The 25,306-nt window shown below is 68.8% G+C and carries 21 protein-coding genes; 9 read left to right on the forward strand and 12 right to left on the reverse strand.

Going from position 1 to position 25,306, the window contains the following annotated elements; genetic code table 11:
• Positions 1-81: 81 nt before the first annotated feature.
• Positions 82-1,056 carry a quinoprotein relay system zinc metallohydrolase 1 gene (locus C6570_RS03265; RefSeq protein WP_425437908.1) on the reverse strand — a complete coding sequence of 325 codons (975 nt, stop codon included), beginning with the start codon at positions 1,054-1,056 and terminating at the stop codon, positions 82-84.
• Between the two features lie 11 nt (positions 1,057-1,067).
• Entirely contained in the window at positions 1,068-1,859 is a 792-nt protein-coding gene (locus tag C6570_RS03270) for a quinoprotein dehydrogenase-associated SoxYZ-like carrier (RefSeq protein ID WP_106701943.1), read from the reverse strand.
• A 273-nt stretch (positions 1,860-2,132) separates the two neighbouring features.
• On the opposite strand from C6570_RS03270, the gene creC reads away from it, so the two are divergent.
• Complete coding sequence (creC, locus tag C6570_RS03275; protein WP_106701944.1) at positions 2,133-3,659, forward strand: two-component system sensor histidine kinase CreC; 1,527 nt, start codon at positions 2,133-2,135, stop codon at positions 3,657-3,659.
• 179 nt (positions 3,660-3,838) lie between these two features.
• On the opposite strand, the gene C6570_RS03280 is transcribed toward creC, so the two are convergent.
• From C6570_RS03280 to creD, 4 genes are all read right to left on the reverse strand, one after another.
• On the reverse strand, positions 3,839-4,084 hold the full coding sequence (locus tag C6570_RS03280) for a hypothetical protein (RefSeq protein WP_106701945.1): 246 nt from the start codon (positions 4,082-4,084) through the stop codon (positions 3,839-3,841).
• Positions 4,085-4,552: 468 nt separating this feature from the next.
• Positions 4,553-6,100, reverse strand: coding sequence for a UdgX family uracil-DNA binding protein (locus C6570_RS03285; RefSeq protein ID WP_106701946.1), 1,548 nt, complete (start codon positions 6,098-6,100; stop codon positions 4,553-4,555).
• Between the two features lie 102 nt (positions 6,101-6,202).
• The gene (locus tag C6570_RS03290) at positions 6,203-7,486 is read right to left on the reverse strand and encodes a putative DNA modification/repair radical SAM protein (RefSeq protein ID WP_106701947.1); all 1,284 of its coding nucleotides are present in this window, start codon (positions 7,484-7,486) and stop codon (positions 6,203-6,205) included.
• Positions 7,487-7,694: 208 nt separating this feature from the next.
• The gene (gene creD, locus C6570_RS03295; protein ID WP_106701948.1) at positions 7,695-9,095 is read right to left on the reverse strand and encodes a cell envelope integrity protein CreD; all 1,401 of its coding nucleotides are present in this window, start codon (positions 9,093-9,095) and stop codon (positions 7,695-7,697) included.
• A gap of 312 nt (positions 9,096-9,407) precedes the next feature.
• Here creD and C6570_RS03300 point away from each other — a divergent pair, with 312 nt between their 5' ends.
• From C6570_RS03300 to C6570_RS03325, 6 genes are all read left to right on the forward strand, one after another.
• Complete coding sequence (locus tag C6570_RS03300) at positions 9,408-11,750, forward strand: VIT and vWA domain-containing protein (RefSeq protein ID WP_106701949.1); 2,343 nt, start codon at positions 9,408-9,410, stop codon at positions 11,748-11,750.
• Between the two features lie 222 nt (positions 11,751-11,972).
• Positions 11,973-12,887 (forward strand): exosortase Q, encoded by a 915-nt coding sequence (gene xrtQ, locus C6570_RS03305; RefSeq protein WP_106701950.1) that lies wholly within the window; start codon positions 11,973-11,975, stop codon positions 12,885-12,887.
• A gap of 50 nt (positions 12,888-12,937) precedes the next feature.
• A complete protein-coding gene (locus C6570_RS18480) occupies positions 12,938-13,744 on the forward strand; it encodes a hypothetical protein (protein ID WP_106701951.1) in 807 nt (268 codons plus the stop codon).
• Positions 13,745-13,830: 86 nt separating this feature from the next.
• Positions 13,831-15,330, forward strand: a complete 1,500-nt coding sequence (locus C6570_RS03315) for a biosynthetic peptidoglycan transglycosylase (RefSeq protein WP_106701952.1) — start codon at positions 13,831-13,833, stop codon at positions 15,328-15,330.
• Positions 15,331-15,517: 187 nt separating this feature from the next.
• The gene (locus tag C6570_RS17925) at positions 15,518-15,958 is read left to right on the forward strand and encodes a TRADD-N-associated membrane domain-containing protein (protein WP_123812197.1); all 441 of its coding nucleotides are present in this window, start codon (positions 15,518-15,520) and stop codon (positions 15,956-15,958) included.
• 600 nt (positions 15,959-16,558) lie between these two features.
• A complete protein-coding gene (locus tag C6570_RS03325) occupies positions 16,559-17,359 on the forward strand; it encodes a RodZ family helix-turn-helix domain-containing protein (protein ID WP_106701954.1) in 801 nt (266 codons plus the stop codon).
• 431 nt (positions 17,360-17,790) lie between these two features.
• Here the strand turns inward: C6570_RS03325 and C6570_RS18105 are convergent, their stop codons facing one another.
• The gene (locus tag C6570_RS18105; protein WP_164675478.1) at positions 17,791-18,198 is read right to left on the reverse strand and encodes a hypothetical protein; all 408 of its coding nucleotides are present in this window, start codon (positions 18,196-18,198) and stop codon (positions 17,791-17,793) included.
• A gap of 769 nt (positions 18,199-18,967) precedes the next feature.
• Here C6570_RS18105 and infA point away from each other — a divergent pair.
• A complete protein-coding gene (gene infA, locus C6570_RS03335) occupies positions 18,968-19,228 on the forward strand; it encodes a translation initiation factor IF-1 (protein WP_106701956.1) in 261 nt (86 codons plus the stop codon).
• Between the two features lie 330 nt (positions 19,229-19,558).
• Here infA and C6570_RS03340 read toward each other — a convergent pair whose 3' ends face one another.
• The 4 genes from C6570_RS03340 to C6570_RS03355 all read right to left on the reverse strand — a co-directional run bounded on the left by C6570_RS03340 (position 19,559) and on the right by C6570_RS03355 (position 23,704).
• On the reverse strand, positions 19,559-20,650 hold the full coding sequence (locus C6570_RS03340) for a 3-deoxy-7-phosphoheptulonate synthase (protein ID WP_106701957.1): 1,092 nt from the start codon (positions 20,648-20,650) through the stop codon (positions 19,559-19,561).
• Positions 20,651-20,903: 253 nt separating this feature from the next.
• Entirely contained in the window at positions 20,904-21,773 is an 870-nt protein-coding gene (locus C6570_RS03345) for a transporter substrate-binding domain-containing protein (protein WP_164675479.1), read from the reverse strand.
• Between the two features lie 267 nt (positions 21,774-22,040).
• On the reverse strand, positions 22,041-22,325 hold the full coding sequence (locus tag C6570_RS03350) for an ATP-binding protein (RefSeq protein WP_106704489.1): 285 nt from the start codon (positions 22,323-22,325) through the stop codon (positions 22,041-22,043).
• A 128-nt stretch (positions 22,326-22,453) separates the two neighbouring features.
• Complete coding sequence (locus C6570_RS03355; protein WP_106701959.1) at positions 22,454-23,704, reverse strand: M14 family metallopeptidase; 1,251 nt, start codon at positions 23,702-23,704, stop codon at positions 22,454-22,456.
• 117 nt (positions 23,705-23,821) lie between these two features.
• Between C6570_RS03355 and C6570_RS03360 the strand changes: the two genes are divergently transcribed.
• Positions 23,822-24,127, forward strand: a complete 306-nt coding sequence (locus C6570_RS03360) for an acylphosphatase (protein ID WP_106701960.1) — start codon at positions 23,822-23,824, stop codon at positions 24,125-24,127.
• Between the two features lie 523 nt (positions 24,128-24,650).
• Here C6570_RS03360 and C6570_RS03370 read toward each other — a convergent pair.
• The gene (locus C6570_RS03370; protein WP_106701962.1) at positions 24,651-25,238 is read right to left on the reverse strand and encodes an NnrU family protein; all 588 of its coding nucleotides are present in this window, start codon (positions 25,236-25,238) and stop codon (positions 24,651-24,653) included.
• Between the last annotated feature and the right edge of the window lie 68 nt (positions 25,239-25,306).

The following is a 25,306-nucleotide window of genomic DNA, read 5'->3' on the forward strand; positions in this document are numbered from 1 at the left end:
CTGTGACACTGTTCAACATTGACGCAGCGCAGGCGACATATCGGCACACGCAGGTTGAAAGTGAACACGGCACGCGCCGCTCTAGCGCCTGCCGCTGTCCAGCGCGCGCTGCTCTTCACGCGGGTACCACTGCACCAGGCTGCGGTGAAACTCCGCCGGCTGTGCGGCCCAGCCGGCAAATCGAGTGGGAACATCCAAGCGCAACAGCTCGCTCAGATCCACTCCGCGCGCGGCGTTCTCGCGCATCACCGCAAGCAACCACTGAAGCCAATCACGCGTCTGCTCCAGTCCGCGCGTGCCGTTGTGTACAGGGCCGTGACTCGGCACCACCAGCTTGAACTCGCCCTGGCTGTGCCACCTCTGCAGGGTGTCCAGACTGGACAGCCAGCGTTCTGGGTCCGCATGCGGCGTGGTGGGTACGCGATCGGCGAAGACCAGCCCGCCGGCGAACAGCACGCCTGTGTGGCGGTCAATCACCACCAGGTCGTCTGCGGTGTGACCGCTCAGGCGACGCAGCTCCAGCACGTGGTCCCCAAGCGTCAACGTCTGCGGCAGCAGTGTCTCGCGCGCCGGCGTGGCTTGCGTTCCGCGCATCCAGTCGCCGCACAGACGGTACAGGTTGTCCTCGTACATCGCCCCTTCCTTTTGCATGCCCGCTACGGTGCCTGGCAGCGTCATCGTGGGGCGGTCCGCCCAGGCCTGGTTGCCTAGGAAGTAGTCAGGGTGCAAGTTGAGGTTCAGCACCTGACGCACGGGCTCGCTCGTCACCTTGGCAATGGCGCGGCGCTGCTGTTCGCCGTACAGGCGCGATGGCCCGGTATTGATTACCACCACGCCATCGCCTGTGGCGATGAAGGCGGTGTTGATGATGTTGCAGCCGTTGCCGCGCGAAAAATCCTCTACCGCGCCCTCAATGACCCAGGTGTGCTCGGCGATGCGGCGTGGCTCCAAGCGGTAGTCAAGCGTTGAGTGATCTGCCTTCGCTAAGCGGACAGCGGCGTCCTGGGCATGAGCATCAAAGCCCAATGTGATCGCCAGAATGGCCAGGCTGAACAAGCGCAGGCGCCTCATGCCGGCACCCGTGCGTCAATCTTGTTGCCATTGTTGTCTCGCCCCAGCAGCCGGAACGATGGAGGTCCTTCCAGCGGCAGTTCGAACGAGATCATCGGATTCTCTGAAACTGGCTCATGCAGCGTCAGCTTCCACCACACAACGTCGTTCGCATCGCGAAGCTCCAGCTGGTCGATATGGAACGAAGGAATGCCTGCGACCAAGCCGGTGTCCATGGGGTGCATCACGCGCAGTCGCAGGCGGCGGCTGCCTTCCACGACGTTGGGAAAGATGCGCGCCTGCACCTGATTGAGCGTGTCTTTCCAAGAGCCGTCGACCCTCGAAGCGCCAGGTACCGTGCAACCACCTCCCGCCGCTTGGGCAAGCACGCCGCCCACGTGCCACCGACCATCGCGCGTTTGAACCATGGCGCGCACCGGGGACGCTTGCTCCAGCCGGATCCGAAACGACAGCATCGGTAGCGCGCGCTCTGGCTCAAACTCCAGCACTTCGCGGATCGGGTTGCGATCCACGATCACCCGAATGCGCTGCACGCCGCCACCCGTGGCGGCCAGCTTGCGGGCGTCGACCTGCAGTGGCACGTTCATCGCGTCGTCGGCAAAGGCAGGGGTATGCACGATCACTGCGTCCGTGAACCGCATCGGATCCTGCCCTAGGTACTGCTGGCGCAAACCCGGCCACTGCATCGACCCCAGCGGGTCGCCCTCAGTGCGGTCCGTGTTCTGCTCTTGCGTCCATGCGTTGCCCGCAGCCACCAGACCCGACAACACCATGGTTCGACGCAGCATGACGGTTCTCCTTCGGTGGGCCAATCGCGGCAAAGTCGATAATGTTGCAAGACCGGTGCCAGCGAATTTGCCTGGAGACATCGGCCGCTACACGGAGCCCGACCGTGACACTGTCCCAATCTGGAGCAGGGTGCCTGCGGCAGTGCGTCACGGCCAACTGCGTCGAGACTCCGAAAATCGCCCGTTGAAGGGCGCCTGTGTTTACCGCGCCCCTCCGACTGACTCGTACCCCGTTGCCCTGCGCACGAACGCCCCGGGCCTTGGAATGCAACATTGAGCCGCCGCACCCGCATCTTCCTCGCCCTGATCGCGGTGTACGCCATCGGCATGGCAGCGCTGCTGTACCAGTTGCTGGCCGATCTGGACCCGCGTTACCGCGAATCGGCGGAGGAAGGCTTGATCGAGACCGCGCAGCTGATGGCGACGGTGATCGAGCAGGATGTGGAATTCGGCGCGCTGCCCACCGACCGCATTTCCGGCATCTTTCGCGACCTGTACGCCCGCCGCTTTTCGGCCCAGGTCTATCAGCTGCACAAGACGCGCGTCGACCTGCGTGCCTACGTCACCAACCGGCATGGCGTGGTGGTGTACGACTCCACCGGTCGGGCGCTGGGGCAGGATTTTTCCAAATGGCGCGACGTGCGCGAAACCCTGGACGGCGAGTACGGTGCGCGCACCACGCGCGATGTGCCGAGCGATGCGAGCAGCACCGTGATGTACGTGGGCGCGCCGATCCGCTGGAACGGCGAAATCGTCGGCGTGCTGACGCTGGGCAAGCCGGTGCAGAGTTTCGGGCAGTTCGTGTCGGCGGCGCGCAGCAATGTGATCTATGTGGGCCTGGTGTCGGGCTTGTCGGCGCTGCTGCTGGCGATGGTGCTCTCATTTTTGCTGATACGCCCCTTGGGCATCACCAGCGACGTGCTGGCTGCGCTGCGCACCGCGTGGTGGCGCGATGGCGATGGCCGCAGGCGCTTCAGCCCGCGCCGGGCCTGGCGCGCGCTGCGCGCGCAGACCCGCGCCGCCGCACACGAGGTGCGCGACGCCATCGCCGGGCGCAACTATGTGCAGGACTATGTGCGCCAGCTCACGCATGAGCTGAAAAGCCCGATCTCGGCCGTGCGCGGCGCGGCGGAGTTGCTGCAAGAGCCTGGCATGCCACCCGAACAGGCGGCGCGCTTTGCTGCCAACATCGCGCACGAATCGCACCGCATGCAAGAAGTGGTGGAGCGCATGACCGAACTGTCTGCCCTGGAGAGCCGCCGCATGCTGCGCGAGCAGCAGCGCGTGCCCCTGGCGCCCATGCTGCAACAGCTGGCCGCCGGTGCCCGCGCCAAGGCGCCGCACCTGCGCATCGACGTGCGCATTCAGGACGATCTGGCGGTGGACGGCGACCCGTTTCTGTTGCGCCGCGCGGTGGGCAACTTGCTGGATAACGCCGTGGAGTTCACGGCACCAGCGGCCCTGGCCGATGCCGATGCGCCCTCGGATGGCGCGGCCGACATCGTGATCACCCTGGCGCGTGAAGGCCGCATGGCGCGCATCGCCGTGCGCGACCATGGCCCCGGTGTGCCGCCCTATGCGGAGGGGCGCTTGTTCGACAAGTTCTTCTCGCTGGCCCGGCCGGGCTCTCCAAAAAAGAGCACGGGGCTGGGCTTGTCCTTCGTGCGCGAGATCGCCACGCTGCACCAGGGCAACGTGGAAGTCGGCAACGCCGTGGCGCGGCGCGCGCCCAGCGACCCTTCACGCACCGACCGCGGCGCGCTGGCCGTGCTGCGCTTGCCCGCCGTGAAGGCGGGCTGAGGGCTAGGCGCGCGTGGTGCCGCCCCAGGGCACCGTCTGAGCGCGGCATCGTTCACCGACCGGCCTTGCGCGCTGCAGGCGCATCCGCCGTGCAGCAACCGATGGCCCAAAGGAAAACGGCCCGTAGGGGCCGTGCTTTCGTGGCGGTTGGGCGAACCGGTCGCCCTTGCCTGGCGCAATCAGGCGGCTTTCCAGCTGGCGCCGTCTTGATGGAACACGATCTTTTCAGGCAGGCTGGACAGCGTGCCCTTGTAGACCTCTTTGCCATTGGCGAACACGGCAAAGTTTTCGTCTTCCACCAGGAAGAAGGCCTGGCCCGTGGGGGCCGAGTGCAGCTCGGCGCAACCCGTCACCTTGACGGGCACGCCGGCCACGCCTTGTCCAGAGCCGTCCAGGAATTCCACGCGTACTTTTTTGGCTGACATATCTTCTCCTTGCCTAGCGGCATGTGCTGTCGTTGGTAGGTAAACAAACGTGACTGTGACATTCATGGGCCGTTTTGGCGCACCGACATTGCGCCGCTGCGCGACAAATTGCACGGTCACAGCCGTGCGGTCACAGGGCTTGTGAGGGGGCGACCACGACATTTTTCACATGTCTTCGCATCGCGTTCAACTGGTATTAGCATATGGTTCAAACATGGTTGCATCGCACCACTGGCGGGCGCAACGCGCTATTTATGTCATAGCGAGTGGTTGTTCGACCGGACAAACTGTGGGCGCCGTTCAGGGCGCTGGCGGGCGAGCAGCAAGTGCGTGTTTGCAGACCAGCGCGCACCGCGCGCAGGCCAACGGATTCGACCACGGCGTTGTTACACATTCCGCCGCGACGTCGAGCTAGCAACGAAGCTGCCAGCGCCAGCGTGATCGCGTCTTCACGCATTGCCCGGCCCTTCAATCCGGCGCGTCGAATGTCGCCGCTTCGGGCCAGGCGCCGGCCAATGCGCGCACCCAGGCAGCCATGTCCGGCGCGCCAGATTCGGCGCGGCGCAGCACCGCGGCGGGGTGGTGCACCACCCATACGGCAAGGCCGTCGCTGCGGTGCAGCCACTGCCCAGCGCAGTCGCCCACGCGAACGCTGCGCCCCAGCAGGCTGCTGGCGGCGGTAGAGCCCAGCGCGACGATGGCCTGCGGCGCTACGGCGGCGATCTCGGCCTCCAGCCACTGCGAGCACGCCGCCGCTTCGCGCTGGCCGGGCGTCTTGTGCAGCCGCCGCTTGCCGCGCAGTTCAAAGCGAAAGTGCTTGACCGCGTTGGTGAAGTACAGCGCCTGCACCGGCCACCGCAGCTGCGCGATGGCGCGGCGCAGCAACTGGCCGGCCGGGCCCACGAAGGGCTGGCCCGCCAGGTCTTCCTGGTCGCCCGGCTGCTCGCCCACCAGCATCAAGGTGGCGCCCACCGGGCCTTCGCCCCACACGGTTTGCGTGGCCTTGGGGCCCAAGGGGCAATCGGTGCAATGGCGGGCACGCCGGGCCAGGTCCTGCAGGCGCGCTTGCGGAGTGGGTGGCGCGCGTTGGATGGGGGGCACTGCCGCCATCGGTAGACGGCGCAGGTTGCGGCTGGCCGATGCCTGCATGCGCGCGCTGCGTTCGGGCGCTTCGCGCACCAGTTGCGAGATCAGCCGCGCTTCGGGCAGCGCCGCCCAATAGCGGCGCGGCATCTCGCGGGCCATGGCGGCCGGGTTGACGCGCGCGGGGTTGAAGATGCTGGCGTAATAGGCCAGCCAAAGCGCTTCGCCGGCATCGGCCGAGGGGGCGTCGGCGTGGGCCGCGCCCGCTTCGTGGCGCAACCGCTGGCGGTCCCAGTGCAGCGACAGGCGCGGCGTGAGGATGGACCAGTCCATCGCCGCAAAACGCTTGACGAAGAACGGCGCGGCCGCGCGCATCACCGCGTGCTCGGGCTCGAACCAGGCCACATGCCGCACGCCGGTGGGGGTGTCCACCGGCCGAAAGCGCACGAAGGCGTGCACCTTGTGGATCTCACGGCGCACCTGGCGTGCAAGCGCCTGCAGCCGCGCGTGCTCGGGCGCCAGCGTGTCGTGCCAATGCCGTGGGTCGGCCTGCGTGCGCTGCGCCATGCGGTGCAGCACCGTGAAGCGGTCGGCATCGCTGTGCATGGCCACCAGCCTGGCCAGCGCGTGAAAGGCTGGCGGCAGGCCCGCGGCGGCCCAGTCCGGCGGGTACCGCACGGGCGCGTGCAGCACCGGTGGGGCAGGCGTAATGCGGCCCGCGGCCGGATCAACGTGATCGTCGTTGGGGGGCGCGGCGCCGTGGTCGTCGGCGTCGGCGAGCGCTGGCGTGGCGCTGAACAGCTCGGCCTGCACGCTGTCCAGTGCGCGCCATTGCACATCGTCCGCCGCCACGCCGGCCAAGAGCAGGGTGTGCAGCGCGGTCAGCGTGGGGCCGGGGTTTTCAGGGTCCAGCTCGACCAGGTAGCGGGGCATGCGGGCAGGGCGTTGGTGCGCGGTGGCGGGGCGTGCTGAGCGGTGTCGCTGATGGGCGGTCGGTAGAGCGGCGCGCGGCGCGTCTATCCGTTGCCTTGCCGCTCACGCCGCAAACAGATCGCCCTGGCGTGGCACGCTGGCCGCGCCGTAACCAGGCGATGCCGTCGATGGCCACGCCGCCGCCGCGCGCGGGTCGGGCCGGTGGTCGGGCAGCCGCACGAAGCCCAGGGCTTTGCGCCCGGGTGCGCCCAGGCGTTCCAGATCGGCGTGGCGCAGCTGGCGCACCCGGCGCGCCTGCAGCAGCTTGGCCACCGTGCGCGCGCCCAGGCCCGGCACGCGCAGCAGCACCTCGCGTGGCGCGCGGTTCAGGTCGATGGGAAAGCGCTCGGGGTGCGCCAGCGCCCAGGCCAGTTTGGGGTCGCTCTCCAGCGACAGCATGCCGCCGGGCGTGACCAGCTCATGCGCCTCAAAGCCGTAAAAGCGCAGCAGCCAGTCGGCCTGGTACAGGCGGTGTTCGCGCATCAGCGGCGCGGCGATGCCGGGCAGCCGGGCGCTGGCGTGGGGGATGGGGCTGAAGGCCGAGTAGTACACGCGCCGCAGCCGGTAGCCGCCGTACAGCTCGGCGCTGGTTTGCAGCAGCGTGCGGTCGTTAGAGCCGTCGGCGCCCACGATCATCTGCGTGCTTTGCCCGGCGGGCGCAAAGCGCGGCGTGGCCACGGCGCGCGGCCGGGCGCCGGGCAGCGAGCGGATGCGCCCGTCGTGCTGGCGCGCGCTGCGGTGCTCGTCCAGCCGCAGCCGGATGTGCGCCATGGCGCTGCGGATTTGCGTGCCGCTTTTGCCGGGCGCCAGCGTGTCCAGCGCGGGCTGGCTGGGCAGCTCGATGTTGATGCTCAGCCGGTCGGCGTGGCGCCCGGCCTCGGCCAGCAGCTCTTCGCTGGCGTCGGGAATGGTCTTGAGGTGGATGTAGCCGCGAAAGTGGTGCACTTCGCGCAGCGTGCGCGCCACCGCCACCAGCTGCTCCATCGTGTAGTCGGGCGACTGGATGATGCCGGAGCTGAGGAACAGCCCCTCGATCACGTTGCGGCGGTAAAAATCCAGCGTCAGCGCCACCACTTCGTCCACGGTGAAGCGCGCGCGCGGCACGTCGCTGGACACGCGGTTGACGCAGTACAGGCAGTCGTACACACACCAGTTGGTCAGCAAGATCTTGAGCAGCGAGATGCAGCGCCCGTCCGGCGCGTAGCTGTGGCAGATGCCCGTGCCGGTGGTCGATCCCACGCCCTTCTGGTCGCGCGAATCGCGCCGCGCCCCGCCGCTGGACGAGCAGGACGCGTCGTACTTGGCTGCGTCCGCCAGCACCATCAGCTTCTTCAGTACGGCACTCATACTGTCAGTATATACAGTATGCGCCGATCTGCAAACCCGCACAGCGCGGCTTGGCGGGCAGGGGTTGGCTGTGAATGAAAACCGGCTCTGGCGCTGATTTGTAGAGCGCCAGCAGCTACTCAATTAATAGCAAATACATTCTGACGGGGGGCGAACGGCTTCACTCGCGCAGCCGCCGCCGGCCCCCTTGCCCCATCGATTGGCGCGGCTAGGTGCCGTCGCCCGGCGCGCCGCCCACGCGCCACCAATCCACATGCCGCGTGGCCAGCATCAAGGCCGACAGCATGCCGAACACCAGCAGCGCGCCCAGCAGCAAGGCGTTGTTTTCCGAAGCCAGCAGCGCATACAGCGCCCCGTACAGCAGCGCCACGTACGCCGCCAGCGCGCCGCCGCGCTTCACGCCACGCAGCACCGCGCTGAAGTACACGGCCAGCAGCAGCACGCTGGCGCCTGCGGCTGCCGCGTAGGCCCAGGCAAAGCCCAGCTTTTCCGACAGCGCCAGCAGCAGCAGGAAGAACACCGCGATCGACAGGCCCACCAGCGCGTACTGCACCGGGTGCAGGCGCAGGCGCTTGACCAGCTCGGTCGTGAACACCGCCAGCAGCACCAGGGCGATGAACAGCGCGCCGTACTTGGCTGCGCGCTCGCTCATCGAATACACGCTGACCGGCTGGGCCAGCGCCACATTGAAGCTGTCCAGCTCGCCGCGCGCGCTGCGGGCGCCCTCGTCGCCGCCCAGCGAGGCGCGCACCTGCTCGCGCGCCTGGCTGGTCAGGCCGGCGATGAGCCAGCGCGCGTCAAAGCCCGCGTCGCTCACGCGGCGTTCGGTGGCCAGAAAGCGCCCGCCAAAGCGCGGGTGCGGCCAGGGCGAGGTGAGGTGCGCCGTTGTCTCGTCGGCCAGCGGCGCCAGCGCCAGCTCGTCCTGGCCCGCCAGTTGCAGATCCAGCTGAAAGGGCAGCGCCTGCCCGGCGTTGAAAGCCTGCAGCGCGGCGCCCGACAGCGGCGCGTGCACGGCCGAACTCAGCCAGCCCGCGGCCGGAATGTGCGGCGCGCGCCGCTCAAAACTCAGCGGCGCGGCGGCCATGCGCAGCTGCGGCACGCCTTGCAGCCCGCGCAGGTCGCTGACCGACAGCACCAGCGCGGGCGTCTGCACCTCGATGGTCGAGCCGCGCACCTGCTGCACCAGCTGCGACGGCGCAAACGGCGCAAAGCGGCCCTGCATCTGCCCCTGCAGTTGGAAGAAAGGCACGGTGAAGATGCCGCGGTAGCGCAGCTGCGGCGCCAGCGTGCCGACCAGATCGGTCTGCTGCGGAAAAAATAGCTGGTAGCGCTGTTCTGACATGGGCTGCAGCGCGGTAGGCTGACCGCGCTCATTGCGCTCGGCCACCTCCCAGCGCTCCACATACGGCACCACCAGCACCGGGCCCACCAGCGTTTGCGGCCCCACGTAGGTTTGCGCCAGCTCTTGCACCGCCGCCTGCTCGGTGGATTGGCGATCGTGGATCACCCATTCGATCTGCGACAGCGGAATGCACAACAGCAGCAGCAACAGCAGCAACACCGCGCCCTTGATCAGCATCGAGTCGCGCCAGTTCTTGAATCGGTTCATCGGCCGTCCTTCCCTTCTTGTTAATGGATGGGTTTGAAAGCGGCCGATGCTCGGCGCCGCGCTCGAACGCCGTGTGAAGTGCGCGCCAGCAAGGGGCGGCAGACCACGGCCGGTTTTCACCGCGACTTCACACAGGCTTCACACAGCGCGGCGGCGCGCGTTCGCATTCGTTCGCTTTTCTTGCGCGCTTCATCGTCCCTTCCAGCACGAATTTCAAAGTACCGGCCATGCGCTGCCGGTGGTGTGAGGGCTGGTAGCGCAGCCCCAAACCCCCCCGCCCTCACGGGACTGAAGAACAAAGGAAAAAACACCATGCGCCCCTCTCTCTGGCTTGATCCGCTCACGGCCCTGCGCGCGCTCCCGCAGGCCGCCTGGCATGCCGTGCCGAACGCTGCCGTCGTCCCCCCCTTGCACGCTGCTGTGCCCGGCGCCGTGGCGCACATTGCCCGCGCGGTCCGCCCCGCCGCCTTGGTGGTGCAGCGCGCGGCCTGGTATTCGCTGCTGGCCGGGCTGGTGCTGCTCAGCCCGCTGGCGCGTGCGCAGGACGGCGACGACGCGCCCGCCAAGGCCGAAAGCCCGTACTTCTTCGTCCAGGGCGCGCAGCCCGGCGTGGACGCGCTGCCGCTGAAAAGCACCGACGTGCAGGTGAACATCAGCGGCGTGATCGCCGATGTGGTGGTCACCCAGCGCTATAAAAATGAGGGCACGGTGCCGATCGAGGCGAAGTACCTCTTCCCCGGATCGACCCGCGCCGCCGTCAACGGCATGAACGTGCGCGTGGGCGAACGGCTGATCACCGCGCAGATCCGCGAAAAGCGCCAGGCCCAGGTGGAATACAACGCCGCCAAGGCCGAAGGCAAGACCGCCGCGCTGCTGGAGCAGCACCGCCCCAACGTCTTTCAGATGAACGTGGCCAACATCCTGCCCGGCGACGACGTGCAGGTGGAGCTGCGCTACAACGAACTGCTGGTGCCGACCGATGGGCAGTACCAGTTTGTTTACCCGACGGTGGTCGGCCCCCGCTACGCAAGCAGTCACGAGCCCCCACGCTCCCCGGCTTCGCCTGGTGCGCTGCCCCCCGAGGGGGCTGCCGCCACCTTGGGGCGGCCCGGCGGTGGCGGCGCAGCGCCCACCGAAACCACCAGCGGCCATCCGCTGGCGCATGCGCAGGGCTTCCCGGCGCAGCCGGTGCTGCGCGAAGGCAGCGCATCCACCAGCGCGTTCAACCTCAAGGTGCAGCTCGCCAGCCCGGTGGGCATTCAAGAGATCCGCTCGCCCAGCCACGCCATCGACACGCAGATGGATGCGGGCAGCGCCGCGCAGCGCGCCAGCGTGCGCCTGGCGGGCAACAGCTCGCGTGGTGTCAGCGCCAGCAACAACCGCGACTTCATCCTGGACTACCGGCTGGCGGGCAGCGCCATCCAGTCGGGCGTGCTGCTGCACAAGGGCGACAAAGAGAACTTCTTCCTCGCCATGGTGCAGCCGCCCAAGGCCGTGCCGGTGGCCGAGATCGCGCCACGCGACTACATCTTCGTGGTGGACATCTCGGGCAGCATGCACGGCTTTCCGCTGGAGACGGCCAAAGCGCTGATGCGCCAGCTGCTGGGCCACCTGCGCGCCAGCGACACCTTCAACGTGCTGCTGTTTTCGGGCAGCAACCGCTTCCTGTCGCCGCACTCGGTGCCCGCCACGGCGGCCAACGTGAACGCCGCCATCCGCACCATTGACGAGATGGGCGGCGGCGGCTCGACCGAGCTGCTGCCCGCGCTGCGCCGCGTGTACGCCGAGCCCAAGAACCCCGACGTGGCGCGTACCGTGGTGGTGGTGACCGACGGCTACGTCACCGTGGAATCCGAGGCGTTTGCCCTGGTGCGCAAGCACCTGAACCAGGCCAACGTGTTCGCCTTCGGCATCGGCGGCTCGGTCAACCGGCAGCTGATGGAAGGCCTGGCCCGCGCGGGCATGGGCGAGCCCTTCGTCATCACCCGCCCCGACGAAGCCAAGGCCCAGGCCGAGCGCTTTCGCCGCCTGATCGAAAGCCCGGTGATGACCAGCGTGAAGGCGCGCTTTGAAGGCCTGGACGTGTACGACGTCGAACCCCAAGCCCTGCCCGACGTGCTGGCCGACCGCCCCGTCGTGCTGTTTGGCAAATGGCGCGAACCGGCCAGCGGCAGCGCCGCCGCGCCCCGCCTGATCGTGGAAGGCCGCGCGCCGCAAGGCGGGGCGCAGGGGCATGTCAGCCAGACCGTGCCCATCGACACGCAGGCCAACAGCAGCGGCAACGCGGCCCTGCGCAGCCTGTGGGCGCGCCACCGCATCGCCGCGCTGAGCGACGAGGAATCGCTGACCGGCGGCGACGCGCAAAGGCCCGCCATCACCCAGCTGGGCCTGGACTACAGCCTGCTGACGCAATACACCAGCTTCATCGCGGTGGACAAAGTGGTGCGCAACCCCGGCGGCCAGAACGCCACCGCCAACCAGCCCAGCCCGCTGCCCGAAGGCGTTGGCAACCTGGCCGTGGGCGGCGACGCCAGCGCGCTGGGCGCCGCAGTGGGCAGCACGCCCGAGCCGCATGCCTGGGCCGCGATGCTGGTCGTGCTGGCGGTGCTGGGCGCGTGCGCCGCACGGAGGCGGACGGACCGATTCACTGCGTGAGCCAGTCGGCACCGTGCGCACCGCCGGAGTCGCCTGCAGCGCCTTCGCCCATCTCGTGCGGGCGGGCGGCAAGGCCGGCACCCGGCGCAGATCCGGGTGCGGCGTTGGCTGGCCACGGTGCTTTGCGGTGAGCACATCAACTCTCAATTTCATAGCTGCCAGCGCTGACTGCACCAGCGCCAGCGGCCCAAAACACTTCAAACCACCTCGTTAAGACCCGCCATGACCACGCCCTTCCTCCTGCGCCGCCCGCACCTGCAAACCTGGTCCATGCGGCTGGACCGCGCGCCCGCGCTGGCGTGGGTCGCGCTGCAAACCGCCGCGCTGTGGCCCACCTGGCGCTGGATGGCCGCGCGTTTGCAAGACGGCTCAGACGACCCGCTGGGCTGGCTGGCGCTGGCCGCGCTGGCGGCGCTGGTGCTGGCGCTGCGGCGCGACTTGCGCACCGCCCCGCGCCTGCCGTGGCTGGCCGCCGCCTTGGCGGGCACGCTGGCCGCCACCGTACTGCGCGGCGCCGCACCGGCGCTGCTCGTCAGCCTGATCGCCGTGCTGGCCTGGGCGGCGGGGCTGCTCGCCTTTTTACCGGTGACCCGGCGCGGCGCCATGCGCGTACAGGGCGGCGTGCTGTGGCCCGCGCCGCGCCTGGCCGTGGGGCGCCTGCCGGTGCTGGGCCTGGCCGTGCTGGCGCTGCCGCTGATCGCGTCGCTGCAGTTCTACGCGGGCTACCCGCTGCGCGTGCTGACGGCCGAGGCCAGCCGCTGGCTGCTGGCGCCGTGGTTTGCCGTGGTGCGCGAAGGCAGCAGCCTGAGTGTGAACGGCGTGCTGGTCATCGTGGACGCGCCCTGCTCGGGCGTGCAAATGGCCTGGGCGGGCTACTTCACCGCCTGCGCCGTGGCGCTGTGGGCCGGCCGCAGCGACCGCGCCTTTACGCTGCGCCTGCCGCTGGTGGGCGCCGCCGTGCTGGTGGGCAACGTGCTTCGCAACAGCGTGCTGGTGGCGCTGCAGGCCAGCGGCCACGGCGAGCTGCCCGGCGTGCACGAAGGCGTGGGCGTGGCCGCGCTGGCCGCCGTCTGCGGCGTGATCGCCATGGGCATGGGCCTGGCCGCGCGCCGCGCACCGGCCGACCAGTGCTATTGAAACCAGAGCTACCAGCGCAAGCCCCACCAGCGCCAGAAAGGCATAAGACCATGAACACCACATTCAACAGCTTCACCCAGCGCGTGCTGGCCAAGACCGCTTTCGGCGCCGCCATGCTGGGCTGTGCACTGGCCAGCGCGATCGGCGTGGCGGGTGCGGGCGGTGGCGCAGGCGATGCCGATCGCGCCGCGCCCACCCTGGCCAGCGAGCTGCCGCGCACCTGGCAGGGCGTGCCCGTGCGCCCGCTGGCGCTGTCGGCCGTAGAGCAGCGCTTTGCCGACCGCTTTCCCGGCAGCATCGCGCGGCTGACGGACGGCCGCCAGATCGTCGTGCTGCGCGAAGTGGCGCAGCCCACGCGCATGCTGCACCCGGCGGCCGATTGCTTTCGCGCGCTGGGCTACCGCATCGAAGGCGAGCGGCTGGAGCTGCCCGCCCGCGCCAATGCGGCCGCCGCCGCGCCGCCCGCCCAGCCCGCCCAGCGCAATGACACCGCCGCGCCCCTGCTGCAAACCGTGGCGCTGCGCGTGACCAACCGCCTGTCTCCGGGAAATGTGGGCGATGCGCCGGGCGATGCCTGGGGCGCCACGCCGCACGCGCCCAGCGGCGCCTTGCAACCCGCAGCGCCAGGCAATGGCCCCGCCGCCACCCGCCCAGCCGCCACCGCCCCCAACGTGCAGCGCTGCTTCACCGCCCGCAAGGGCGACGTGGCCCTGCGCGTGTGCGAGCAGATCGAAGACGCGCACGGCCAGCGCTTTGCCGACACCTCCGCCTGGTACTGGGCGGCGGCGCTGGGCCGCTCCACCGGACCTTGGCGCGCCGTCACCGTCACCCAGCCGCTGGGGCGCGGTGATGTCTAACCAATACGCCTCCAGCGCATGTGCAGACTGCGTTGGAAGCTACCAAAAGAGAAGCAATCACCCGCTAACCGAGCAAGGACACGGCCATGACCACACCACTCGCTGACCTGCCCGCAACCCCCGCCCCGTCGGCCCCGCGCCGCGCACCCGGTCACTGGCGCCGCCGGCTGCTGTGGGCCGCGCTGGCCGTCGCGCTCACCGGGCTGGTGTTGCTGGGCGCGCTGGGCGCCGTACTGCGCGCCGCCCTGGCGCCCAAGCCCGGCGAATGGGCCGTGGACATTGGCCGCGCCCCCTTCAGCCTGCGCGCCAGCGTGCCGCAACTGGTGTGGCTGGGCACCACGCCGTGGGTGGGCGAAAGGCTGCACGGCCTGCGCGTGGCCACGCGCCTCGGCCCCGTCACGCTGGGCTGGGTGCCTGCGGGGGCCGAAGGGCCGCAGCCCGTGCTGACGCTGCATTGCGAGCCCTGCACCCTGCCGCTGCCCGCGGGCGCGGGGCAGGCTGCCCTCACCTTGCCCGCCGCGCAACTGGCCCTGTCGCGCAGCATCACCGACACCAACGGCCAGCACCTGCAAGGCCGCCTGCTGCTGGGCGCCGAGGCCGCCAACGGCGCGCGCCCCGTGCTCAGCGCCCGCTGGCAGGCTGAACGGCGCGGCGCCGGCTGGCAAGTGGCCCTGCGCTGGCAAGACGCCCCCGTTCGCGACTGGCTGGCGCTGGTCGGCCCCGATTTGCCCGAGCTGCGCAGCATTCAGGTCGATGGCACGCTGGCCTTGTCGGCCGAACTCACGCTGCCAGAGCGCCAGCTGCAAATCCACCCCGTGCTGACGGGGTTTGCGGTGCAAGGCCTGGGCACCGCCGAATGGGCGCACCTGCGCGCCGCCTGCGGCCCCACCGTGCAACACGACCCGCGCGGCTGGCTGGCCCGCGCCGTGCTGGCCGCTGAAGACCAGAACTTCTACGAACACCCCGGCTACGACCTGCCCGCCCTGCTGCACAACTGGCAAGGCAACCTGCGCACCGGTGCCGTCCATGGCGGCGGCAGCACGCTCACCCAGCAGCTGGCCAAACTGATGGTGGCCGGGGGCGACCGCACCCTGCAACGCAAGCTGCGCGAACTGCTCTACGCCGTAGAGATGGAACAAACCCTGGGCAAGGCCCGCATCCTGCAGCTGTACCTGAACCTGGCCCCCTGGGGCGAACGCGCCGATGGCCCGCCCGCGCAACGCGCCCTCTGCGGCGCCGAAGCCGCCGCCCAGCACTGGTTCAAGCTGCCCGCCCGCCGCCTAAGCCCCCGCCAAGCCGTCACCTTGGCCGCCATGCTGCGCAACCCCCAGCGCGAGGCCAACCGCTGGGCCAGCGAAGGCAGCGTGGACCGCAACCGCCTGATCTGGATCGCCGAACAGGTGCGCGGCGTGCCCATCCGCACCCGGCGCGCGCTGGCGGCGCAACTGACACAGGAGCGGGCGCAGTGGTTGGTGGCGGCGGGGCGCGTGGGGGCGGAACGCGCCGAGGAGCCTGGGGAGGTTTTGGCGGGCCAGGCCGCGTCTCAGCGGGTTGAAAGCGTGAAGCTGGCGGCTAAGATGGACTGAGGTGGAATCGCGTGTATGCCATCACGCGGGTAGGGCACTTCGACCGGAACAAGGCGGTTCCATCCGCAAGGCTTTAGGTTTTCCTAAACGTGGGAAGGCGGCTCTGTGGAGTGAGTGTGATTTTCGCGTTGTTTGTGCGGCTGCTTTTGGCTGCAGCATATCGTCCATTTTTACCTAGGTGCCATTTATGGATTCTGCAAAAAACCAAGCTTACATAGACGCCTACTACAAAACAAATCAAACGCATGTAAAGTGGAGCTTCTGGTCAAGCCTAGCTGCTCTCATTGTCGGCTTGTTGGTATTAATATTTGGAATCGGCCTTGCCCTTGCAGAAAATAACACGGCAATTTCAGTCACTGCTGCAGCGGCGGGAGTTCTCACACAGTTCATAAGCGCTGGTTTTTTCTATGTCTACAGCAGAAATCTAAAGCAGCTAAATATTTTCTATGAGAAACTAATTCGCAACCAAGAAACGTTGTTCACGCTGAGCTTGCTTGGTTATATACCTGAGGCAGAACGCTCGGGCGTTATTCAAGGAATTATTGGTGCGCTTCTTTCTCGCAATGGCCCCTCCACCGAGGTCACGCCGGAATTAGTTAAGGCCCTTGCCGATGCCAAGCGTCCCTAAAACTAGCGCTACCCTAGCACTCAAACCGACCCGCCTTCGGCGGTAGGCTTAGCGTTTCCGTTATAAGTTCTTCAAGGAATGTCAATGGTTACTAAAACCACCGGTTCCAAAGCCGCATCGTCTGCATCAAACGTTCTCACTAGTAAGTCCACCGGCGCGGCTTCCAGAACGGCCGCAGGAAGTGCTCTTACTCAAAAGGGCGCACCTAAGGAGCAAACATCTGCGCGCGCGGCTACCGCCGCATCCAAAGTGCTGCGCGATGGCCGAAGCAGCGCGGCCGCAAAATCAGCAGCAGGGAGCGCCCTGTCGCAGGCCAAAGGCAAAAAGTAGTCTCCGACTCGGCGCTCAAGCGGACTGTCTTCGGTAAGCGGTTAGATCGTGGGTTAGGTGTTGGACGCCGGATGACTACCCACACCGATGACAAACAGGCAGGAACGCGACCTCTGCCATCGTCCGAGCGCCTGTAACGGCGCACCATCCGCGCGCCCTTGTGAGCCAGCTGCCCGCCGCAGCGCCTCTCGCCCCCAACACCGGCTCACGGTGACGCCCCGGTATCATCCCGAGACCCCGGTGCCCCGCGCCGGATCTACCATCACCGCCATGAACCAGGACCCTGTGGCCGATCCGGCCGACCGCCCGTTGATGCCGCCCGAGCTGGATTCGGGCATGGGCGCCTTGCGCTGGGTGATCACCGGCATTGCGCTGGTGCTGCTGGTGGTGGGCGCGTGGCGCGGCTACATGTGGTTCATCGACGACGTGGCCAAGCGGCGCGCGGTGGCTTCGGGCTCGGCGCTGCAGTCCTCTTCTGCCGACGCGCCCCCGGCCGACCCGACGGCGCTGCCCCCGCCGATCACGGTGCCGCGCACGGTGCAGGCACCCGCGGCGCAGAAGGCGGCTTCGGGCGCGCGCGCGGCCGGTCAGGTGGCGGGGTTGGAGGGCGTGAACAAATGCGTGGTGGACGGGCAGGTGACGTACACCAACACGGCGTGCCCGCCCGGCGCCACGCCTGAGCCGGCCAGCACCGTGCAGGCGGCGGTGACGGGCACCGACGCCAACGGCGTGACGGGCTCGGCCGGTGACGGCGGCGCGGTGCAGGTGGCGCGCCCGGTGCTGCTGGACGCCACGGGGCACGACCCTTCGGCGCACGCGTCGATGTGCGGCTACTGGACGGCCGAGATCGAACGGCTGAACTTCGAGTTTCAGCAGCCGCTGCCGCCGCCGGTGCTGGACCAGATCTCCACCCACCTGGGCAACCTGCGCGGCCAGTTCCGCGACGCGCGCTGCGGCCCGGCGCCCAAGCTGGCCGAAGAAGCGCCCAAGGCGGCTGCCACCAAGCCCGCCACGCCAAGGCGCGCGGCGTCCAAGCCCGCGCGCATGGTGGAAGAGCGCAGCGAAGATTGATTGGGCGCGGCGCGGGCGCGTGAGGCCAACGCAGCGCGGTCAGCATCGCGCCGTTGCATGCGCCGATGGGCTGATCTTCACCAGAATTTTGCTATCTATTGAGTAGCTGCCAGCGCAGGTGCGGCGAGCGCTGGATGGCATTTTGATGCTCTATCCGGCAATCTGACATCTGGATGCCATGCTCCCATGCGGCGTGCCAGCGGCTGCGCTTTGCAGCCCCCGCTTGCTCCAGTCCCATAAAAAAGAACCCCGGCCCACTTGCTGCTGAGGACAGCCGGTGGGCCGGGGTTGGCGTGACGGAGTGACCGATTGGCGAAGTGGCGCGCTTCAGGCGCGGCGCTGGCGGCGGTGCGTTGCGGCATGCCACCAGGCGACGGACGTGCACCGTGGGGTGCTGCGGCCCGCGCCGCGCTGTCAGAAACGCCGCCGCTTCAGGGGCGCGCGCCGGGCGCCTGGTAGCTGCCGCCCGCGTTGGGGGCGGCGGGTGCGCTGCTCTTGGCGCCGGGCATCGCGGGCTCAAAGCCTGGCGGCAAGCCGCCGCTGCCCGACCCCGATGGGGCGCCGGTGCTGTTGGTGCCCCCCGCGGCGGGCGCGGTGCCCATGGTCGCGGGCGGCCTGCCTGTGGAGGTGCCGGCCGCGGCAGCGCCGGGGGCCAAGGTGGTGCCGGGGTGCAGGCCACTGCCGCCGCTGCGGCCGGCGGCCGGTGCGGTGGAACTGGCGGAACGCGACGGCGCGGCGCCGGTGGCGCTGCCGGTCTGGGCCAGTGTCGGCAAGCTCCAGGACAACGCGGTGGTCATCAACAGGGCGGCGGGCACAGTGCGCAGATTGCGTTGGGTCATGCGTGACAACCTTTCGGTTTGGTGGAACACGGGGCCAAGTTTGGCGGCCAATCGCGTTACATGGCGGGCAGAAATGTTGGCGATGTAACCATGTGAATGGGTACTCACATTACAAATAGACAGCGCCAGCAAACGGTTTGTGAAAGCCGCGTGAACCAGCACAGCGCGGCAGGCCAGCCCCCAGCGCCCACGCAGCCCGGGCCGAACGGCCGACCGCCTGGTTTGCAGGCCACGCGCAACGCCAGGGCGCGCGCAGCCGCTTGCAACTGGCGAAAAAATGTGCTGGCCAGTAAAATGCGCGGTTACCTTTGCGGGCGCAGTGGTGCGCGCAGAGGGTTGTGCAAGGGTGTGCAGGTGGGCTTTGGGCCATGCCGGTGGCAGCGCAGCGGCGTGGGGCTTGGAAGCATCTGGCGGGATGCGGGTGCGGGTGAGCGCAGACGCGCTGATGGCGCGGTGGGCGTGAAGGCGCCGGGCGCGGCGCCCGGATGGCGCTGGCGGTCTTGGCGCAGCGGGCATCGCCTAGCGGTTCAGGTTCAGTCAGTCCGCGCTGTCTCGCTCAACGCGGTGGCGCGCTGAAGGCCCTGGGCAGTGCATCAAGCCGCATCGGCGTGCGGGCAACGCCCGCCGAAGGCACACAAAGATTGTCAGCGACGGGCCGCGCAGTGCGCGTCCGCCGCGCGCCCCGACCGACGGGGCCAGCCCTTCGCGCCGGGCGGCTCATGGGAGTGGGCCGCCCGCGCAACCGAACAAGTCAAATGGAAGGAGCCGCATGGCCAAGGAAGAACTGATCGAGATGCAAGGCATCGTCAACGAGGTGTTGCCCGACACGCGTTTTCGCGTGACGCTGGACAACGGGCACGAGCTGGTGGCCTATTCCGCCGGCAAGATGAAGAAGAACCACATCCGCATCCTGGCGGGTGACCGCGTGACGCTGGAGCTGTCGCCCTACGACCTGACCAAGGGCCGCATCAGCTTCCGCCACCTGGAGCGCCGCAACGACGGCGGTGGCGGCGGCCCGCGCCGTCGCTGAGGCGCGGCGGCTTCGCCTGGCGCGCTTGAGTGGCGCGCGGGCTATTTGTAGTTAAATTGGGCTGCAGCGCACGGTAGATAAGCGCCAGCAGCTATCAAAAAAGAAGTGTGGCGCGCCCTGCTGGTTGCGCCCCTTGCGGCTGCTGGCGCAGCGCAGGCCTTGGGGCCTTATGCCGCCTTGGCGCACGGTCGTTGGCGCAGCGCCCATGAAGCGCGCTTGAACCGTTTGTGACGGCGGCCAGCTGATATCGCCGCTGCCCGCAAGCGGCCGCCCCGCAGCGGCGGCCCACGGTCAGCGCCGCCAAAGCCGCCTGCAACGAATCAGCGCCACTCAGCCTTTCAAAGCGCGCCGGGCTTTCACCGCCTGCGCCAGCCCGTCCAGCACCGGCACGGTCTGGTCGAAGCTGATGCACGCGTCGGTCACCGACACGCCGTGTTTGAGCGGCTGGCCGGGCACGATGTCCTGGCGGCCTTCTTCGAGGTGGCTTTCGATCATCACGCCCATGATGCGCGCGTCGCCCGCGGCCACCTGCGCGGCCACGTCCTCGGCCACCACGATCTGGCGCGCGTGCTGCTTGCTGCTGTTGGCGTGCGACAGGTCGATCATCACCTGTTCGCGCAGGCCGGCCTTTTTCAGCAGCTCGCAAGCCGCATCGACATCCGCTTTGGAATAGTTGGGCGCCTTGCCGCCGCGCAGGATGATGTGGCAGTCGGGGTTGCCGCGCGTGTCGAAAATCGCCGCCTGGCCCATCTTGGTCAGGCCCAGGAAGGCGTGGGGCGCTTGCGCCGCCAGGATGGCGTCGGCCGCCACTTTCACGCCGCCGTCGGTGCCGTTCTTGAAGCCCACCGGGCAGCTCAGGCCGCTGGCCAGCTGGCGGTGGCTCTGGCTTTCGGTGGTGCGCGCGCCAATGGCGCCCCAGCTGACCAGGTCGGTCACGAACTGCGGACTGAGCAGGTCCAGAAACTCGCAACCCACCGGCAGGCCCAGGGCCGATACGTCCAGCAGCAGGCGGCGCGCCTTTTGCAGCCCTTCGTTGATGGCGTAGCTGCCGTCCATGCCCGGGTCGTTGATGTAGCCCTTCCAGCCCACGGTGGTGCGCGGCTTTTCAAAGTACACGCGCATCACCGTCAGCAGCTCGCCGGCGTGGCGCTGCGCCTGCACGGCCAGGCGCTGGGCGTAATCCATCGCCTGCGCGTGGTCGTGGATGGAGCACGGCCCGACGACGACGACCAGCCGGTCGTCCTGCCCGTGCAACACGCGCGAGATGGCGTGGCGGCTGGCTTCGACCAGATCCTGCGCGGCTTCGGGGGCGGGCAGCCATTCCTGCAGGATGGCGGGGGTGAGCAGCGGACGCACCGCGCGAATGCGGCGGCCGTCGGTGCGGGTGGTGTCCAGGGTGCTGAGGGTGTCTTGCGAAGGCATCCCGCGATTATCGGCCTTTCGCAGCGCTTGCGCCCGCCCCACCTGCGCAAGCAGCTATCAATTTTGATGAATGCGCTGGCGGGCTGAATGCCGCAACGCCCGGCGCATGCGGGCAGGGCGCTCGCTTGCGCCGCTGCGCCCCGTCCGGCCCGGCCCGGCCTTGGTCTTGCTGGGTCTTGCTTGGTCTTGTCCTCTCACACCCATCGCGATGGCGCGGGCCTCAGCCGCCCGCGCGCTCCTGCGGGGTGGCGCGTCAGTACATCTGCGGCGCGGGTTCTTTCGATCCGCGGCGCCACGCTTCGGGGGTCAGGACGTTCAGGCGGCCGTCCAGCTTGGCGTCGGTGGCGAACTGGCGCGCCTGCGGGCCGCTCAGCACCTTCATCAGCGCGCGGTCCACCGCGTCGACAAAGGCGCGGTCGCCCTTGCGCATCATCAGCGCGTAGGGCTCCACCGTCTCCAGCGAGCGGCGGCGGTCGATGGCCGGGTCCAGCGGAATCAGCACGCTGTCGGCAAACAGCGTGTCGGCCTCTTTCGCCTTGAGCTTGGCCACGCCTTCCTCATAGCTCTTGACCGGCACCATGGTGTCGATCGAGGCCGAGCCTTTGGCGCCCATGCGGCGCTCCATGATCTTGGCCGCCGTCGAATTGGCCAGCACCGCCACGCGCCCGAACTTCAGCGGGTTGGCGTACTGCACGTCTTCCTTGCGGTAGGCCACGGCGATGCCCGACACGAAGAAGGTGTTGGAGAAATCGGCCTGCTTGGCGCGCTCGGCGCTGTGCGTGGTGGCGCCGCATTGCATGTCGATGCGCCCGTCTTTGAGCAGATCAAAAGGCGCGGCAAAGGCGTTGGGCACCACCTTGATCTCGATGGGGCGGCCCAGCTCGGCCTCCAGGTTCTTGACCATGGCGCGGCACACGTCCCACGTAAAGCCGCCGGGCTTGCCCTTGGCGTCCACGTAGGCGAAGGGCGCCGCGTTGTCGCGCACACCCAGGCGGATCACGCCTTCGCTGCGGACCTTGGCCAATGTGTCCGGGGCGGCTTGGGCTTGCACGGGCGCCGTGAAAGCCAGTTGCGCGGTGGCCGCGATCAGCGCCAGGCCGCACGCGCGCCAGTGTGTTTTCAAGTGTTTTGTCATCGTTAGCTCCCTTAGTGCGGCCAAGATAGCCGACGGCAGCCCGCCCGGCGCGCCTGGCGCCCATGCATGCGCTTGTCGATCACACAAAAGTGTTAATTAGTCACATGTCCGTCACACACGGGTGACATGCCATGCGTGCGTGGTGCGCACCATGCGCCACCGCATCCGTCCACCTGCAGGGGCTGGCGAGCGCCGCTACTTTCACGGCAATTTCGCGAGCCAGCGCCCGCCGGGCCTGCGCTGGCAGCTATCGTTTTAGTTGCGCTGGTGTGGTGAGGCTGGTGGCGCCACCACCCGCCGCATGGCGATGGCATCAAACGGGCAGCGCACCGCGCACAGCGCGCAACCGGTGCAGCCGGCGGCGTCGTCCAGCGTGCTGGTCTTGCGGCCGCCTGCCGTGTGCAGGCTGAGCACGTGCGGCGGGCACACGCCCACGCACCAGCCGCAGCCGGTGCAGCGCGCGGGGTTGATCACGGGCAGCGCTTTGCGGGTGGCGCGGGGTGGGCGCCCGGCGCTTGGCGTGGACGGCGTGGGTGGCAGGGTCGCTAGCGCGCCCGAGGGCAAAGCACCGCCGGTTTCATCTGCAGCCACGCTCCCGGGCGGCGCAGGCGGTGCGACAGGCTGGGTGGGTGACGAACGTGCCACGGCCGCTTCTGTGCGCTGCGGCCTTACTGCCCCAGCTGCGGCAGGCGCGCCATCACCTGTGTCAGCAGGCGGCGGCTGTCGGCGATGACCTGGGTGCGCCATGCGGGCGAGCTGGGGTTGAACATCTCCACGTAGTCGCGGTGGATGCGCTCGCGCTGGGCGTCGCTGGCGTAGCCGTACTGCGCGCCCTGGTTTTCCAGCACGCCGATGTGCAGCGACTTGATGGCGCCCAGCGTGCCCTGGCTGTCCATGGTGCCGTACTCGAACACGCCCGGCAGGTGCGTGCCGGTGTCGCGCAGCGAGCCGATCCAGCCCGCCACGTCGCCGGTGACGGTGTAGAAATCCTGCCCGCTGCCCCAGTCGATCGGGTGGCCGTTGAACAGCGCTTCCAGCGCCTGGCGCACGCGCGGGTCGGAAGGCGGGTTCATGAACACGTGCAGCTGCCCGCGGGCGCCGTAGCCGGTGTGCAGGTCCAGCGTCATCGACAGCGGGTACGCGTTGATGATGCGGCGCAGGGGCGGCGCCAGCGCCTCCAGCTGCGGGGCCAGCGCGCTTCCGCCGTAGTAGATGCCCTGCGGCTTGGCGTACTGACCTTGCAGCACGGCCTGGCGCAGCGGGCCCATGCCGTGCTGCACCAGCATGGCCGCCGCGCGCAGCAGAAAGAAGCGGTGCTGCGCGGCGCCTGTGTCGGCCGGGCCGGTGGGGTTGATCAGCGGGTCCACCAGCGGGTACCCGGCGTTGTCGGACAGGTACAGCGCGGGCGTCTGGGCGGCGTTGCGGTTCAGGTCGATGTTCTGCTCGGTCACGCGGCGCTGCGCGGCAAAGCCGTAGGGGTTCAGCCCGTGCAGCAGCAGCACGCCGGTGTCGGCCAGCGCGGCGGGGCTCATGAATTCGCTCATGAACAGGCGCATCACGGCGCTGCCGGCGGGGCCTTCCACGCCGTGCGTGCCGGCGATCAGGATCAGCAGGCGCCGGGGCGTTTGCTGCGCCGGCACGTACAGCGCGTCCACCGTCAGGTCGCGCAGGTGTCCGCTGGCCACGGGAATGGCCAGGCGCTCCACCCGCGCGTAACGCCGGGCCAGCGCGTCGCCCTGCTGCAGGAAGGCGGCGCGGGCGGCGGTGTAGTCGTCCTTGAAATAGGCCATCGCGGCAGGGTCTGGGGTGATGGTCGGGTCGGGCGCGCGGTAGGTGTCAAAGCGCCACAAGGCCCAGCCCGTGCCCAGCAGGGCGAGCACCAAGAGGGCCAGCAACAGGCGGGTGAACCAGCGGAGCATGGGGCGGCCTTTCTTTTGGGGTGTCTTTGTCTCGTTAGGGCGTAGGGCGCTGGCTGCTCTGCTGGCGCGGTCGGGCCCGGCGCGGTGCGGCAGCGGTCGCTGCGTATCATGCCGCACATGTCTTTCACGCCCGTGTCCAAGCTGCCTGATGTCGCGCGCCAGCTGCGCATTCGCGGGCGCGTGCAAGGCGTGTACTACCGCGCCAGCATGGTCGAACAGGCGCGCCGCCTGGGCGCGGTGGGCTGGGTGCGCAACCGCACAGATGGCAGCGTGCAGGCGTGGGTGCAAGGCGCGCCCGAGGTGGTGGACGCGCTGGTCGATTGGGCGCGGCGCGGGCCGCCGCAGGCGCAGGTCAGCGAGGTGGCGCTGAGTGAAGAAGTGCCGCAGGCGTTGCAGGGGTTTGAGGCGCTGGCGACGGTTTAGTTGAAAGGGTTTTTGGCCCGTGGCGCTTGCCCTGCCTGCGCTGGCAGCTATCTTTTTTGATATTCCCTTGGGTTGCTGAGGGCGGGGGCCGGGTCTCGGCCCGGCGGCCGACCTTCTTTCTTTTGCTTCGTCAAAAGAAAGAAGGCAAAGAAAAGGCGACCCTGCTGGCTGCGACCCCTTCGCTTTGCTACGGGGCAACCTGGGTCGGGGCGCTGGCGGGGTGAGCCGCAGAACTCACTTCGCTGCTGCGCAGCTCCGTTCGGACAACTGCGGCCAGTCAGTTCACGAAGCGGCTGCATCCTGCGGTGCAGCCGCCACCCCGCCAACACCCCGACCCAGGCGCATCCAGAAGGGCAGGAAGCCGAACGGGCCATCGCTGCGCTCGGCTCTGAGGGCTGGTGGGTTGCGGGTGCAGCTCTCTCAATTCAATGGAGGCCAATCACTTCCAAAAGGATAGCTGCTGGCGCGGGCTGTACAAGCGCCGGCGCCATATTTCAATCGGAAATCAGCGGCCGAGCGCCACTCAGAACGTGCGCCCCAGCGGCGCCACGCCAATCCATGCCGCGTGCAGCCATAACGCAAACACCGCCCAGGCCACGGCGCCCACCACCACCGCTGCGACGGTGCCGCTGGCGGTGCCGGGCGGGTAGACCGTGCCTTGCGCACGGTCGCGCAGGCGGGCGGCGCGAAAGTCCAGCACGGCCCACAGCAGGAACGCACCGAACAGCACCATGTCGGCCAGCGTGCCGGTGGCCAGCAGGTGGCCAAAGGCCCACAGCTTCACGCCCAGCACCATCGGGTGGTGCAGCCGGGCCTTGATCTGGTTGCGCGGCACGTAGGCGGCGGCCACCAGGATGAACGCCAGCAGGGTGAACAGCGCATTCAGGTGGCGCATCGCCGTGGGCGGCGACCAGACCAGCACCGGCTGCTGGCGCGCCAGGCCAAAACCCCAAATGATCAGCGCGAAGCCCACCAGCGATACGACGGAATAGGCGCCCTTCCAGCCGCCTTCGCCCAAGCGGGCCAGCGTGCGGCTGCGCCAGCCGTCGGCCACGATGCGAACCGAGTGCGCGCCCAGAAACAGCAACAAGCCGAGGATGAGGACGGTCATGGGCGGATGGGCTGCGTCGCGGGGCGGCAGCCGGTCGATGGTGGGATGGCGCGATTATGGGCGGCGCT

The sequence above is a fragment of the Ottowia oryzae genome, from assembly GCF_003008535.1.
Classification (GTDB): Bacteria; Pseudomonadota; Gammaproteobacteria; order Burkholderiales; family Burkholderiaceae_C; genus Ottowia; species Ottowia oryzae.

What these genes read in the sequence shown, in the direction of transcription:
- C6570_RS03285 (WP_106701946.1), bottom strand. Translation starts at nt 6,100, where the DNA reads ATGCCCCGCTACCTGGTCGAGCTGGACCCTGAAAACCCCGGCCCCACG.
- C6570_RS03360 (WP_106701960.1), top strand. Translation starts at nt 23,822, where the DNA reads ATGTCTTTCACGCCCGTGTCCAAGCTGCCTGATGTCGCGCGCCAGCTG.
- C6570_RS03270 (WP_106701943.1), bottom strand. Translation starts at nt 1,859, where the DNA reads ATGCTGCGTCGAACCATGGTGTTGTCGGGTCTGGTGGCTGCGGGCAAC.
- creD (WP_106701948.1), bottom strand. Translation starts at nt 9,095, where the DNA reads ATGAACCGATTCAAGAACTGGCGCGACTCGATGCTGATCAAGGGCGCG.
- C6570_RS03355 (WP_106701959.1), bottom strand. Translation starts at nt 23,704, where the DNA reads ATGCTCCGCTGGTTCACCCGCCTGTTGCTGGCCCTCTTGGTGCTCGCC.
- infA (WP_106701956.1), top strand. Translation starts at nt 18,968, where the DNA reads ATGGCCAAGGAAGAACTGATCGAGATGCAAGGCATCGTCAACGAGGTG.
- C6570_RS03290 (WP_106701947.1), bottom strand. Translation starts at nt 7,486, where the DNA reads ATGAGTGCCGTACTGAAGAAGCTGATGGTGCTGGCGGACGCAGCCAAG.
- C6570_RS03325 (WP_106701954.1), top strand. Translation starts at nt 16,559, where the DNA reads ATGAACCAGGACCCTGTGGCCGATCCGGCCGACCGCCCGTTGATGCCG.
- C6570_RS18105 (WP_164675478.1), bottom strand. Translation starts at nt 18,198, where the DNA reads ATGACCCAACGCAATCTGCGCACTGTGCCCGCCGCCCTGTTGATGACC.
- C6570_RS18480 (WP_106701951.1), top strand. Translation starts at nt 12,938, where the DNA reads ATGAACACCACATTCAACAGCTTCACCCAGCGCGTGCTGGCCAAGACC.
- xrtQ (WP_106701950.1), top strand. Translation starts at nt 11,973, where the DNA reads ATGACCACGCCCTTCCTCCTGCGCCGCCCGCACCTGCAAACCTGGTCC.
- C6570_RS03315 (WP_106701952.1), top strand. Translation starts at nt 13,831, where the DNA reads ATGACCACACCACTCGCTGACCTGCCCGCAACCCCCGCCCCGTCGGCC.
- C6570_RS03300 (WP_106701949.1), top strand. Translation starts at nt 9,408, where the DNA reads ATGCGCCCCTCTCTCTGGCTTGATCCGCTCACGGCCCTGCGCGCGCTC.
- C6570_RS03280 (WP_106701945.1), bottom strand. Translation starts at nt 4,084, where the DNA reads ATGTCAGCCAAAAAAGTACGCGTGGAATTCCTGGACGGCTCTGGACAA.
- C6570_RS03370 (WP_106701962.1), bottom strand. Translation starts at nt 25,238, where the DNA reads ATGACCGTCCTCATCCTCGGCTTGTTGCTGTTTCTGGGCGCGCACTCG.
- C6570_RS17925 (WP_123812197.1), top strand. Translation starts at nt 15,518, where the DNA reads ATGGATTCTGCAAAAAACCAAGCTTACATAGACGCCTACTACAAAACA.
- C6570_RS03340 (WP_106701957.1), bottom strand. Translation starts at nt 20,650, where the DNA reads ATGCCTTCGCAAGACACCCTCAGCACCCTGGACACCACCCGCACCGAC.